Source organism: Candidatus Seongchinamella marina (assembly GCF_026262685.1).
GTDB lineage: Bacteria > Pseudomonadota > Gammaproteobacteria > Pseudomonadales > Halieaceae > Halioglobus > Halioglobus marinus.
In genome coordinates this window covers 386,201-399,018 of record NZ_SHNP01000004.1, presented here as the reverse complement: position 1 = coordinate 399,018, position 12,818 = coordinate 386,201, and the positions used below count along the sequence as shown (strand labels likewise).

The 12,818-nt window shown below is 52.8% G+C and carries 10 protein-coding genes; 6 read left to right on the top strand and 4 right to left on the bottom strand.

Annotated elements, in window-relative coordinates:
• The first annotated feature begins 96 nt into the window (after positions 1 to 96).
• Positions 97 to 1,365: an aromatic ring-hydroxylating oxygenase subunit alpha gene (locus tag EYC87_RS13130; RefSeq protein WP_007228526.1), complete on the top strand. Its 1,269-nt coding sequence runs from the start codon at positions 97 to 99 to the stop codon at positions 1,363 to 1,365.
• A complete protein-coding gene (locus EYC87_RS13125) occupies positions 1,362 to 2,729 on the top strand; it encodes an aminotransferase (protein WP_279253279.1) in 1,368 nt (455 codons plus the stop codon). Before EYC87_RS13130 ends, EYC87_RS13125 begins: the two co-directional genes overlap by 4 nt.
• On the opposite strand, the gene EYC87_RS13120 is transcribed toward EYC87_RS13125, so the two are convergent.
• The gene (locus EYC87_RS13120) at positions 2,726 to 3,853 is read right to left on the bottom strand and encodes a GNAT family N-acetyltransferase (RefSeq protein WP_157045040.1); all 1,128 of its coding nucleotides are present in this window, start codon (positions 3,851 to 3,853) and stop codon (positions 2,726 to 2,728) included. The genes EYC87_RS13125 and EYC87_RS13120 overlap by 4 nt on opposite strands.
• Positions 3,854 to 4,012: 159 nt before the next feature.
• On the opposite strand from EYC87_RS13120, the gene purU reads away from it, so the two are divergent.
• Genes purU through EYC87_RS13105 form a run of 3 tightly spaced genes read left to right on the top strand, consistent with a single transcriptional unit; the run spans position 4,013 to position 7,265 of the window.
• Positions 4,013 to 4,885: a formyltetrahydrofolate deformylase gene (purU, locus tag EYC87_RS13115; protein ID WP_007228648.1), complete on the top strand. Its 873-nt coding sequence runs from the start codon at positions 4,013 to 4,015 to the stop codon at positions 4,883 to 4,885.
• Positions 4,882 to 6,282 carry an aspartate aminotransferase family protein gene (locus tag EYC87_RS13110; protein ID WP_279253278.1) on the top strand — a complete coding sequence of 467 codons (1,401 nt, stop codon included), beginning with the start codon at positions 4,882 to 4,884 and terminating at the stop codon, positions 6,280 to 6,282. Before purU ends, EYC87_RS13110 begins: the two co-directional genes overlap by 4 nt.
• A 50-nt stretch (positions 6,283 to 6,332) precedes the next feature.
• The gene (locus tag EYC87_RS13105; protein ID WP_279253277.1) at positions 6,333 to 7,265 is read left to right on the top strand and encodes a sulfotransferase domain-containing protein; all 933 of its coding nucleotides are present in this window, start codon (positions 6,333 to 6,335) and stop codon (positions 7,263 to 7,265) included.
• 14 nt (positions 7,266 to 7,279) lie between these two features.
• On the opposite strand, the gene EYC87_RS13100 is transcribed toward EYC87_RS13105, so the two are convergent.
• From EYC87_RS13100 to EYC87_RS13090, 3 genes are read right to left on the bottom strand one after another with little or no spacing between them, the layout of a single operon-like run.
• Positions 7,280 to 8,500 carry an aminomethyl transferase family protein gene (locus EYC87_RS13100; protein ID WP_279253276.1) on the bottom strand — a complete coding sequence of 407 codons (1,221 nt, stop codon included), beginning with the start codon at positions 8,498 to 8,500 and terminating at the stop codon, positions 7,280 to 7,282.
• Position 8,501: 1 nt separating this feature from the next.
• On the bottom strand, positions 8,502 to 10,037 hold the full coding sequence (locus EYC87_RS13095; protein WP_279253275.1) for a phytoene desaturase family protein: 1,536 nt from the start codon (positions 10,035 to 10,037) through the stop codon (positions 8,502 to 8,504).
• The gene (locus EYC87_RS13090) at positions 10,030 to 11,646 is read right to left on the bottom strand and encodes a phytoene desaturase family protein (RefSeq protein ID WP_279253274.1); all 1,617 of its coding nucleotides are present in this window, start codon (positions 11,644 to 11,646) and stop codon (positions 10,030 to 10,032) included. The genes EYC87_RS13095 and EYC87_RS13090 overlap by 8 nt, the downstream gene beginning before the upstream one ends.
• A gap of 182 nt (positions 11,647 to 11,828) precedes the next feature.
• On the opposite strand from EYC87_RS13090, the gene EYC87_RS13085 reads away from it, so the two are divergent.
• Positions 11,829 to 12,809, top strand: a complete 981-nt coding sequence (locus EYC87_RS13085) for an AraC family transcriptional regulator (protein ID WP_279253273.1) — start codon at positions 11,829 to 11,831, stop codon at positions 12,807 to 12,809.
• Positions 12,810 to 12,818: the final 9 nt, after the last annotated feature.

The following is a 12,818-nucleotide window of genomic DNA, read 5'->3' as shown; positions in this document are numbered from 1 at the left end:
ATGTTGCTCTATACGGGTATATAGAAAATTGTATGAGCATACAGCTTATAGTAGAATTCTCTGCTTCTGAAGTGAACGCAAGGCAGGTCTCAGTCGATGAAGTTTATTGCCACGGATGTAAGCGACTCCCTGGAAAAAATGGCCGACCGACTCGAAGAGTCGATGGCGAATCGTGGTCGAGCTATCAATTCCTACTTCTACCGATCACATCTGGTTTACGAAAGAGAGCTGGAAAACCTGATTTTTCGCAGCTGGCTCTATGCTGCCCATGTGTCAGAAGTCCCTAGTCCTGGCGATTACCAGCTGTTCGAGGTTGGCGAGGACTCAATTATTATCAGCCGAGACGAAGACGGTGAAATTCATGCGTTGATGAACATCTGCCGTCATCGCGGCGCGCGAGTTTGCGAACATGCCAGCGGTAATCGCAAGACGTTTGTGTGCCCTTATCATGGTTGGGTTTACAAAACCAACGGTGAACTCAAGGCCGCGCGCGAAATGGGAATGAAAGAGGGTTTTGACAAAGCAGACTACGGTCTAAAAAAGGTCCCGTGTGTCGTTTACCAGGGATTGATTTTCATTAACTGTGACCAGAACGCCCCCGATTTCCTGGGCCCTTTGAGTCATCTCGATCGACAGTTGGGCGCATATGATCTGCCAAACGCCAAAGTAGCTCACAAGAAAAGCTATCGCGTTGACGCCAACTGGAAACTGGTCTTGGAAAACTATTTGGAGTGTTACCACTGCGCCACCTCACATAGAGCCTATGCCCGTTTGCACACGCTCAAGGATCTGGAGAGCAATACCCGGGAATTTGTGCAGGCAATGCTGGACCGCAGCGATGAAGTCACCGGAATTGACGGCATGTCTGCTGACTATTACGCCATTTACAATAATGCAGAGAGCTTCGGAGCCTGTTCCTACACCAGTCGTTATGGTCTTTACGATGGCTATTTGACGGGCAGTGAAGATGGTCAGCCAGTGGCGCCGTTAATGGGACACATAAAAGGTTATGACGGTGGAGCGGGGGATTATCAGATGGGTCCGCTGAGCTTTATGCTCAATTACCCAGACCACTGTGTTTTGTACCGTTTTATTCCACGTGGCTTAACTTCTACCGATATGGAAGTGGTCTGGTACGTGAATGGTGATGCCCAGGAGGGCGTCGACTACGATATCGATAAGCTGATCTGGTTATGGCACCACACGACTCTGGAGGATGAGTACATTATTACCCGCAACAGCGAGGGTGTTAATTCCCGGTTCTTCGAGCCTGGTCCCTATCATCCTGAGTTCGAGGAAACGCTGCAGCAGTTTATCGACTGGTATCTTCAGGCTTTGGACAACAGTTTAGCGAGCGCTCAATGAGTATTCGAGAGAGTTACAACAAGGTTTCGCTGCACCCGTGGGCCGATTTATCAGCCTTAGGGGAAGACGAGGAAACTCCGATAGTGACCCGGGGAGATGGCGTTTACCTGTACGATGATCAGGGTCGCAAGATGATCGACGGTCCGGCGGGCATGTGGTGCATGCAGACGGGCTATGGTCGGCAGGAAATTGCAGATGCTGTTTCCAACCAGATTATGACGTTGGGCTTTGCCAGTGCTTTCAATGTGGTCAACGAGCGAGAAGTTGAGCTAGCACGGCGTATTGCGGATAAAACGCCTGGTGACTTGAATCGCGTGTTCTTTACCACCGGAGGGTCCACGGCAGTCGATTCAGCCCTGCGTCTTTGTCAGCTGGCTAACAATATTAAAGGCTTGCCCAACAAGAAGCATATTTTGACGCGTGATAAGGCCTATCACGGAAGTACTTTCCTCGCAGCCTCAGTGACCGGGAAAGAGCGTGATAAAACCGCTATGGACGTCCTTAAGGAGAACGTTCACTTCCTGAGCGCACCCTGTTTTTATACGAATGGTAAGGGGCGCACAGAGCAGGCTTTTTGTGATGACCTGGTGAGTGAGCTTGAGCGCAAGATTCTTGACGTAGGTCCTGAAAATATTATGTGTTACATCGCTGAGCCCGTGCTGGGTTCGGGTGGTGTGATCGTGCCGCCCGACGGTTATAACCGGCGTTGTTGGGAAGTGGTTAAAAAGCACGGAATTGTGTACATCGCCGATGAAGTCGTGACTGCCTTCGGGCGTCTGGGGCACTGGTTTGCATCCGAAGCGGTGTTTGCTGTGGTTCCCGACATCATTACCTTTGCCAAGGGTGTCACTTCTGGATACTTGCCCCTGGGCGGTTATGCAGTCTCGGATGCGTTCATGGCCGAAATTAGCGGAGATAAAAGCGGCGGCAACTGTTATTCCAATGGCTATACCTGGTCAGCCAACCCGGTATCCTGTGCCGCGGCTATTGCCAGTTGGGACATTATTGAGCAAGAGGGTTTGCTGGATCATGTTCGTGACGTGGGCCCATATTTTCAGGCGCAGTTAAGAATCTTGCAAGATCACCCTCTGGTAGGTGTTGTTCGTGGTATCGGGCTGATGGCTGCCGTTGAGATGCGAGTCGACAACTGCGCTACGGGTGACGACTTGTTAGCCCAGGACTACGCCCTGGGTGAGATGGTGGACAATTTTTGCCACGACCTGGGCTTGCTTGTACGACCGCTGATCAATGTCTGCATTATGTCCCCGCCGCTCATTATTACCCGGGAACAGATAGATGATCTGGTCGGTGCATTGCGCCAGGCTCTGGACCTGACCCAAGCGGCATTGCGAAAAGCAGGCTAATCGCCAAGCGCTAGAGAATACTTGTAAAAAGCGGTGTCTCGCTCGTAGCCTAGTTTTTCGTACAGGGCTTGCGCCTGGTGATTGTCAGTGTCTGTTTCAAGGTCTATTCGACAGGCCTTTGCTTTTTTCGCTACCTTCTCTGCCGCCGCCATCAGTCCCCTTGCAACGCCGCGCTGCCTCGCTTCTTTGTCAACGTAGAGATCGTAAAGCGTTATCAGCGGCGCTGCCGCCAAAGAGCACCAGCCGGGATATAACTGAGCAAATCCAAGTGCACCGCCTTCTTTGTCCAGTGCAAGAAGAATCGTAGAGCGCTGCTGGCGCACATTGTTGCCAATGAAGCGTCTGGCCAGTTTCAGGTTGCTTGGCTCGTTATAGAATTGTCTGTAGAGGTCAAACAGTTTGGCGACTTCGCCAATGTGACTTTCATCTGCAACGACAATGCGTAGCGATTTGTCCGCGGTTGAGAGCGATGTGCCACGAAGGCCCACTTGTTCAGGTGGCGCAAAACACCAGGGAAAAACGCTTGCGAGAAAAGAGAGGTAAAGGTAGCGAGAATTCTCCCTGTCGTAATTGTCTCCGGCAAAGAGCATTTCTTGCCAAATTTCATCCACCAGGCCTTGTACTGCATTTGCCATCGCCAAGGCATTCATTTGCGAATCTTTCTCGCCCTTGCGAATGATCTCACGACAAAACTGGTGGGTCAGGTTGAGGATTTTCTGGTCTTGAGTGCCGCAGATTCGCTGGTAATCCTTGCGGCTGCGTGCCTCCGCAGAAAACGCATACCAGACCGCCATTTTTCTTGGCTCAGTAACACTGGGATCCAGTGAGGCTTCCATAAGTGCCAGCAATTTTGCCGCGGGGTCTTCTTCAGACTGGGCGATGGCAAGGTCGATACCGTGCTCGAACTCTTTCGCGACACAGTTCAGGGTCTCCAAGAGTAAAGATTCTTTACTGTCGAAGTGGAAATTGACGGAACCTGCGCTCAAGCCTGCTTCTTTTGCTATTTTTGCCAGGGTCAGCCCAGACATCCCGTGTTCAGAAATAGCGCTCATCGTAGCGTCAATGAGCAAGCGGCGGCGTTCGATCTGAATGGCCTTGTTTGCAGCTGTTTTTTTTTCGCTCATGCGCCAGGAAACCTGTATTGGTGATGCTGGGTTTAACTTGGATTGAGGTGCCAGAGCTGGCATTATATACCGATACAAAAAATTAAACAGATGTATAGATGAGCGCGTTGGACGGTGTTATGTCGGTCAATGTGAGCTTAATAGCAGTGAGAAATATGTATGAGTGAGTCGCCCAGTAAATCCAGTTTTACCTTAATAATATCCTGCCCCGACGAGGTTGGTATTGTTGCCGCCATTTGTCAGTTTATCGCTCAACGTGGTGGATCCCTGATTGAGTCCAATCAACATACCGACGTTGAACAAGGCTGGTTTTACCTGCGCAACGTCATTGACGGGCAGTCCTTGTCCATCGATGAAAATCGGTTTCGTGAAGAGTTTGCTCCCTTGGCAGATAAGTTTTCGATGGAGTGGTATTTGCGCGATAACAGCGTGCCTCAGCGGGTGGCTATCATGGCCAGCCATTCGTCGCACTGTCTGGCAGATTTGTTGCACCGCTGGAAGAGCAACGAGCTCAACTGCACTATTCCTTGCGTTATTTCCAATCATGAAAATTTGCGCAGCATGGTGGAGTGGCACGGTATACCCTTTCATCACGTGCCAGTTCCAAAGGAAGACAAGTCCGAGGCCTTTGAAAAAACAGCCAATATTATTGAACGTCATCAGGCGGAAACAATAGTGCTGGCGAGATATATGCAGATTATTCCTCCGGCTATCTGCTCTTCTTATTCAGGCCGCTTAATCAATATCCATCATAGTTTCTTACCTTCGTTTATCGGTGCCAACCCTTACCAAAAGGCCTATGACAGAGGCGTCAAACTAATTGGAGCGACCTGCCATTACGTAACCGAGGATTTGGACGAAGGCCCTATTATCGAGCAGGATGTTATCCGCGTGAGCCACAGCTGTGATAAAGATGACATGGTGCGCCTGGGACGTGATGTTGAACGCTCAGCTTTATCCCGCGGCTTACGCTACCACCTGGAGGATCGAGTGATCGTGCGAGGCAATAAAACGGTGGTGTTTACGCCATGAGTTACCGGTTGCCGGGTGATAAAAGTAAAGCGTTGTTAGATCAGGGTTTACCTTCGCTTCGTGATGGCCTCAGCTATCAGCGACGAGCCGCAAGCAGCGCTGAGAAGGGTTATGCGGCCCCGGCACAAATGATCGTTGGTCGAGCAGAGGGCGACTTCGTCTGGGACGTGGACGATAACCGCTATATTGATTTACAAAATGGCTGGGCGACCAATCCTCTGGGCAACTGTCACCCGGAGATCATCGAAGCAGTGCATCAGGCGCATTTGCAGTATGGCTTCCAGTGGGAGCATCCGCTGCGGATACCTGCGGCGGAGAAAATAGCATCTTTGATGCCCGGGGGAGCATTACCGAGGTTCAGTTTTGAGGTCTCCGGGACCGAGGCCGCTGAGTCTGCAATACATCTCGCGCTATGCCACACCGGTCGCCGGTATATGATCAGCTTTACCTCCTGCTTTCACGGCGAAGGGCTGGGCACTAAGATGGTGAGTGCTTACGATAGTCAGAAAAATATATATATGGAAGCCTGGTCGGGCGGCGTCCTCAAGGCACCTTACCCATACTCCGACAACATTCCAGCGGGTATGACTCAGGACCAATATGTCGAGTACTGTTTGTGGTACCTGGAGACCCATCTCACCGAATACGTAGTCCCTGCAGAGAATATCGCGGGAATTATTGTTGAGCCCGGTCTTGCCGAAGGTGGTAACTGGATTCCGACTACAGAATTCATTCAAGGTATCCGCCGGATTTGTGACAAGTATGACTGGGTGATGATTGTTGATGAGGTGCTGACGGGGCTGGGTCGTACCGGCACCATGTGGTCTATTGACCAGTATGATGTGGTGCCAGATATTTTAGTCGTAGGTAAAAATCTCTCGGGCGGCATCGAACCCTGTGCAGGTGTTGCTGCCCGGAATGATATTCTGGGAGACAATCCTCGTGCATCCGGCGGCTCTACTTTCGCTGGAACGCCAGCGGGCTGCGCTGCTGCCCTGAAAACGATTGAGATTTTCGAGCGCGACAACATTCTCGCGCACGCCGCCATGCTTGGCTCACTAGCCAGCAGCAGAATGTCCACTTGGGAGCAGCGTTACGACATCGTGGCTCAGGTGCGTACCCATGGCCTGTTAATGGGGGTTGCTTTCAGGGACCCAGAAGGTGTTAGCGAGGACTACTATTTCGCACGCTCGGTGCGCGACGCCATGTTACGCCGCGGGGTGTGGGCAATTTGCGACAATGAGCCTCAGGTGCGTATGTATCCAGCGCTGAATATGGCACCGGATGTTTTGTCAAAGGCACTGGACCTGATGGAAGAGTCCATTGATCAAGTGCAGCGAGAGGGGGTTAGTATCGGCGATTACCCACCGATGCCCAGCGGCAATGTTGGCTTTTAAATAGACGAAAGTGGTCTATACTTTTGCGGTAAACCAAGGCGGGTCTGCCGATGAATCTACCTAGCGTCACTCGAGTTTACGAAAATCATCACCTTGATAGTCCCCGCTGGGAGCGTTTCGCCACGCGCCCTGGAGACATCCTTGTCACCACGGCATACAAGTCGGGCACCACCTGGATGCAGACGATTGTTGCCAACCTGCTGTTCCAGGAGCAGGAAATCCCGGGGCCAATCATGGATCTCTCCCCCTGGATTGATATGCGGCCAAATGACTTTACTGCCATTCAAGAAATCACCGCTGCCCAAAGCCATCGCCGTTTTCTCAAAACACACTTGCCCTTAGACGGTATCCCTTTCAAATCAGATATGCGCTATATCTATGTGGGCCGGGATTTACGCGACGTGTTCATGTCCATGTGGAATCATTATGGAAACCACAGTGACTTGTTTTTCGACGTAATTAATAACCCTGACAGTCTCCACGGTGAACCTCTACCCCGATGTCCTGAGGATATTAAAGCGTACTGGCGGCAGTGGAGCACTAAAGGGTCTTTTGATTGGGAGCATGACGGCTACCCGCACTGGTCGGCCAGTCATCATGCACAGACCTGGTGGGATTATCGTCATTTATCGAATATCTTGTTTATTCATCATCAGGACTTATTGGATGACCCGTCCGGCGAAATCGCGCGTATCGCGGAGTTTCTCGAAATTGACACCAGTGCGAATAATCTGGCCAAGATTGTTGAGGCTGTCAGCTTTAAAACGATGCAAGCAAACTCCGACAATGTTCTTGGAAATGCCCAGGTATTCTGGAATGGGGGCGGTAAGCGATTTCTCAATAAGGGGACCAATGGTCGCTGGCGAGAAGTGCTTGACGAAAACGACCTCAAACTTTATGAGGCGCTCAAACAGCGTTCGCTCAGCGAGTCGTGCGCTGCCTGGTTAGAGCAAGGGCGAGCTGCCTGCCCAGACCTGAACTGACGTAATAAAGCGGCCTAGCAGTCAGGCGGCGGTGTTTGCCTGGCTCGTTCAGGTGCCCAAAAAGGCTTTGTTACCCGGGTGCATTGAGCGAGCTTGCGCACCCAGCGCAGTTCTTTCTGGTGGTAGATTTCTGCCCAGATAGGGCCGTCCGCGTACTGTCCCTCTACCAGCCCATAGGCGATATTGGCCTTGACCACAGGTGACCACATGGCTGACGTGACATAGCCGATGGTCTTTTTGCAACCTTTGTCACAGTATAAAATACTGTTTTCAGCGGGCTTGTTACCCTCAATATCCAGCTTGATCAGTCGCCGATGCTTGCCGGCCGCTTTCTCCTTCGCAAGTGCAGCGCGACCGCTGAAATGACCTTTCTTAAAGTTGATGATCCATCCCAGCGCCAGTTCGAGAGGTGAATGGTCGTGACCACGATCCACGGTGTGAAGTGAACCGTGAAAATCAACGTCAGGAGCCAGGAACCCTGCTTCAATTCTTGCCATTTCCAGGGAGTCCTCACCCAGTGGCTGGATACCATAGACCTGGCCGACACTGAATAGCTGGTCCCAGAGTAGTTCAGCATCGGCTGGGTCTACCCATAGCTCATAGCCCAGGTCGCCGGTGTAGCCGGTGCGGGAAATTGTGATTTCGCCGGCGCCAAAGGGGAAGCGCATTATGCTGAAGGGGGTGGCGTTTTCGATCCCGCTAAAGCCCATTGCCTTGAGCAGTGCACAAGAGGTTGGTCCCTGTAAGGCGAGAGATGCAAGGTCTTCGCTGATGTCGGTAATTTCAAGATTGGGGAAACCAACAGCACTGAGCTGCAACCAGTCGAAGTTGGGGTCAGCTGCACAAAGCCAGAAGTCGTCCTCGCTCACCCGGAACAGGGTTCCGTCATCGATCAGTTTTCCGGCATCCGTGCACCAGATGTTATAAGCCACCGTGTCTACCGCCTGGGAAGTAACATCGCGGGTCACCATACGGTTGAGCATTGCCTCTGCATCCGGGCCTTTGATGCGGTATTTTCGCATCGGCGAGACATCGAAAACGCCGCAGGTGTTGCGGGTGGAGAAGTATTCAAGGTGGGCGTCAGCGTAATATTTTGTCGAGGCGTAACCATTCCAGACGGACCACTGCTGGTTAATATTTTTCGCTGAAGTTCGACGGTGAAAGGGCGAGTAAATGACACCCTCGTGCACATGGTCAATAGTGTCCGCAGCCTGCAGATTTGCTTGCATGGGCATGTTAACGATCCTCCAAAATGGCGCGAGCGGCGTTAGCGCCGCAAGTACCCATTAAACCGCCACCGGGGTGCGCCCCAGCGCCACAAAGGTGGAAGCCCGATATCGGTGTTGTGTACTGTGATGCGCCATAGGTGGGGCGATTCATCCACCAGGTGTCAATGGCAAACTCAGCATGGTGCCAATGACCGCCGGCCAGGTTGAACTGTTGTTCCAGATCCGCCGGGGTGAGTAACTCTGCCGCACTGACCTGACTTTCAATGCCCGGTGAGTACTGAGAAAGCGTTGCCAGAGCGTTAGCGAGGAATTGCTCGCGATGTTGGTCCCAGCCACCCTTTACAGCATAGGGGGCATATTGGATGTTTGCCGATAATACGTGCTTACCGACCGGTGCCAGGCTGTCGTCAACCAGCGATGGGATGATAACTTCCATCGGCAGTTCATTAGCGTAGCCGCCGTATTTAGCATCGTCGAAGGCGCACTCGATGTACTTCATTGAAGGCGTCAGCATCAGGCGGCCGGCTGGCTTTTCCAGACCAGTAAATTTCGGTATTTCATCCAACGCCAGGTGTAACTTGGCGACATAACCCTGGTTGCGCAAACGGCTGATCCGATGAGTGAATTGCACATCTAGGTGTTGTGCACCAAGCAGCGTGAGGAAACTGGTTTTCGGGTCTGCATTGGAGATTACGGTGGTGGCTTGCACCTGTTCGCCGTTGCTAAGTTGCACGCCACTGACAGACATATCGTCGATCAGGACTTTTTCCACGGCCGCGCCACAGCGAATTTCAGCGCCAAAACTGGTCGCCGAGGCGGCGAGAGCGTCGGTGAAGCCTCCAGCGCCGCCTGCTGGCAGGGGCAGGCCGTCGGTAAGGTCGCCACTCATTCTTAGTAGCAGAGCAAGCACGGCGTTGTTTGGTGAGCGCGGGGCCAGCTTGCTGCCGATGTTGCAATCCCAACTCAGCGCTGCCTTTAGCGCGTCGTCCTGGAAGAATTCGTCCATCAGATCCTGGGCAGGTAGGGCGATCATGCGCATCAACTCGCGCATATCATCTTTACCCAGGCGCCGCAGATTCCAGCCAAACTTGCCCAGCGTGGCCAGGTCGCCCATGTCGCCATCGGCAATCATGGGCGGACGCTTGTGCCAGAAGGGGTTAATAGCGTCAGCAAACTTATTGAGCAGACGCCGGTACTCAGGGTAGGCTGCACTGTCTTCAGCGTTTGCTCCGCTAAGGGCGCCGGATGTAATGGAAATGGGTGACTTTCCCGGCGCCATTGCAACCGTCGGCATGGCATCCAAAGCGAGCTTGAAGCCGTGCTTTTCCAGGTTCAGGTCGTCTACCAGTCCGCGATTAAGTTGCGGCAGTGTCTGCGCGACTGAGGCGCGAAAGCCTGGAGCAAACTCACGCGTGGCAGCCAGTCCACCCACTTCGTCATTAGCTTCCAGTACCAGCACTTTGCGGCCGGCTTTGGCCAGGTATGCTGCACAGGCGAGACCATTGTGGCCTGCGCCGATTATCACTATGTCGTAATTACTCATCGACATCGTCCTCCGGTACGACATTGGGACGTTTTAGGTCCATCAAGATTTCTCGGGCCGAGTTTGCGCCGCATGCGGATGAAACGCCGCCGCCGGGGTGGGTGCCGGAGCCGCACATGTACATGCCTTTAACCGGACCGCGATATTGTGAGTAGCCCGGAAAGGGGCGGTTAAACATCAGCTGATCTATGGTGAGTTCGCCCTGAAAAATATTGCCTTCGGTCAGGCCGATTTCATTTTCAATCTCAAAAGGTGTGCGAACTTCCATGTGAGCAATGTGGTCGCGGAAATTGGGAGAGTAGTTACAGATTTGGTCGATCACTGTTTTGCCGAATGCGTCGCGTTTATCGGGTGTCCATCCGCCTTCCACTTCCGCCGGGCAATATTGGATAAAGCAGGACACGAAGTAATGGCCAGGACTGGCTAGCGTTGGGTCCCACACAGAAGATTGCGTCATCTCAATAAATGGATCGTCAGACCAGCGGCCGTGTTTCCAGTCATCGTAGGCGCGCTCCATACGCTCCATGGAATCCAGGAACTGAAAAGAGCCATTGCGTAGTTTGTGATCTGCGGGAAGCGATGGAAAGTCCGGCTTGCCAGTCAGCGCGATATTGACTTTGCCGGAGGATCCGCGAATCTTGAAATTCTCAGCCTTTTTGCGCAAGTCTGACGGAATGTCTGCTGCGTCCATGATGTTGGTGAAGGTGCGTTTGGGGTCGAGATTGGAGACCACGATATCGGCGTTAATTTCTCGGCCATCTTCCAGGGCGACACCCCTGGCGCAGCCGTTTTTTACGATAATTTGTGCTACCGGGGCTTCCGTGAGAATTGCGCCGTCATGCTCTTTTAAAGCGCCGGCTAATGCATTGGAAATTGCGCCCATGCCGCCGCGTGCCAGGCCCCAGGCCCCGACTGCACCATCAACGTCGCCCATGACATGGTGCAGCAATACATAGGCTGTGCCGGGAGAATACACCCCCAGAGCTGTGCCGATAATACTGCTGGTTGAATACAGGGCTTTGACCAGGTCGTTTTCAAAGTACTCATCCAGGAAGTCGCCTGCGCTCATGGTCATGAAGCGCATAAATTCGTAAACCTGTTCCTCGCCCATGCCGGCGAACTTCTTTGCCATGAACATCATCTCTCCCAGGTCGCGAGGCTTGAAAGAGGTGGGGTCTGCGGGCGTGCGTAAAAGAAAATGCCGGATGAGCTTGGCGTAGCGCATCAGGTCAGTCTCATAACGATGTATCGCATCAGCGTCGCGTAGGGAGTGTCGCTTGATCTCCCGGTACTGCATGTCGTGATCACCGTATTCCGCGATGTAATTACCATTGAGACTGAAATTGGTGGTGCCAGAGTAGGGCACGATCATCAGTCCGTGTCGGGTCAGGTTAAGGTCTCGGTGTATTGATTGACGTAGCAGGCTGCAGACATAGGAACAGTTTGAGTACAGCCAGCCCTCGTGCAGTTCGCGGCTTACGGCGGCTCCACCGATATAGTCATTTTTCTCGACGACCAGCACATCCAGGCCAGACTTGGCCAGGTAGGCGGCATTGGTGAGGCCGTTGTGGCCGGCGCCGATGACGATAGCATCGTATTTCGATTTCATAGTGTGATGTGTCACCTGATGGAACGCAGGTTTAAATAATAGGGGTTTGCCACTGGTTTCAATAGAGCCGATAGGGGACAATTAGGGAATAATTAAGGCCACGTATAAGACCCAAAATGCCCCTTATAGAGCGGACAAATAGCCCGAGTCAACAATTGCTCAATAACTACGAGCTGCGTTTGATGTCGCAGCTGCTTGAGCGTGAGCAAGGCATTAGCCCTGCCCAGATCGTCGAGGGTACAGGGGCTACAGAGAGGTTACTGCGCGAGACAGCGCAGTTGTTGACTACGGAACAGGAGCTAGCGCTATACACTCGACTGGCCCGGTTTAATCGAGATCCCTTCCTGGGTATCAGGGTGGGAGAGCGCATTAATTTGCCAAATTACGGCATTCTGGCCAGTGCGATGATGGCCGCATATAACCTGGGTGAGGCACTGGAGCTTCTCGCTGAATTCGCTCCACTGGTAAGTTGGGCTTCGCACAGTCAACTGACGGCAGAGCGATATGGCGAAGAGGATTGCGCCTGCCTCACTATTTTTCCAACGGCGACAGACCCGGCAGCGGCAGAGCTGGAAATCGACAGTACGTTTGCATCTATCCAGGTGGTCTTTAATGAGCTTAGTGCGAAACCGGTGCAGTTTGCATTGCTGGATATGACGCGAACCGGTTCTGCGGATTCCTTGAGCTATCATCGGCGTTTGTTCGCATGTCCGCTGCGCACGCGCCGAAAAAGAAATGCCCTATTGATCGCGCAATCTGTTTTGAACACGCACTTGCCTCATCCACAGCCAGAGCATCAGAAGTTGTTTAGAGACCTCTGTCAGCAAAGTACAAGGGTGTTGACCGAAAAACGGGGACTGGTAGCCGCAGTGCGCAACAGGCTTTTGGAGGAGGACGGCAGGGTGCCCTCGTTGGAGCAGCTTGCACAGCAGTTCGACGTAAGTGCCAGAACTCTGCGGCGGCAATTACGTGCTGCGGGTGTGACCTTTCAATCGCTATTGGATGAGTCGCGTTACCGAGAGTCGAAGCGCTATCTGGCGTCAACAGATATGACGGTAGAGGCGATCGGTCGGCGCTTGGGTTACGCTGATGCTCGAAGTTTTCGAACTGCATTCAGACGTTGGTCGGGTCAAACGCCACTGGAGCACCGCAAAGCACAGTGATGCCGTCGT

What these genes read in the sequence shown, in the direction of transcription:
- EYC87_RS13130 (WP_007228526.1), top strand. Translation starts at nt 97, where the DNA reads ATGAAGTTTATTGCCACGGATGTAAGCGACTCCCTGGAAAAAATGGCC.
- EYC87_RS13125 (WP_279253279.1), top strand. Translation starts at nt 1,362, where the DNA reads ATGAGTATTCGAGAGAGTTACAACAAGGTTTCGCTGCACCCGTGGGCC.
- EYC87_RS13120 (WP_157045040.1), bottom strand. Translation starts at nt 3,853, where the DNA reads ATGAGCGAAAAAAAAACAGCTGCAAACAAGGCCATTCAGATCGAACGC.
- purU (WP_007228648.1), top strand. Translation starts at nt 4,013, where the DNA reads ATGAGTGAGTCGCCCAGTAAATCCAGTTTTACCTTAATAATATCCTGC.
- EYC87_RS13110 (WP_279253278.1), top strand. Translation starts at nt 4,882, where the DNA reads ATGAGTTACCGGTTGCCGGGTGATAAAAGTAAAGCGTTGTTAGATCAG.
- EYC87_RS13105 (WP_279253277.1), top strand. Translation starts at nt 6,333, where the DNA reads ATGAATCTACCTAGCGTCACTCGAGTTTACGAAAATCATCACCTTGAT.
- EYC87_RS13100 (WP_279253276.1), bottom strand. Translation starts at nt 8,500, where the DNA reads ATGCCCATGCAAGCAAATCTGCAGGCTGCGGACACTATTGACCATGTG.
- EYC87_RS13095 (WP_279253275.1), bottom strand. Translation starts at nt 10,037, where the DNA reads ATGAGTAATTACGACATAGTGATAATCGGCGCAGGCCACAATGGTCTC.
- EYC87_RS13090 (WP_279253274.1), bottom strand. Translation starts at nt 11,646, where the DNA reads ATGAAATCGAAATACGATGCTATCGTCATCGGCGCCGGCCACAACGGC.
- EYC87_RS13085 (WP_279253273.1), top strand. Translation starts at nt 11,829, where the DNA reads ATGTCGCAGCTGCTTGAGCGTGAGCAAGGCATTAGCCCTGCCCAGATC.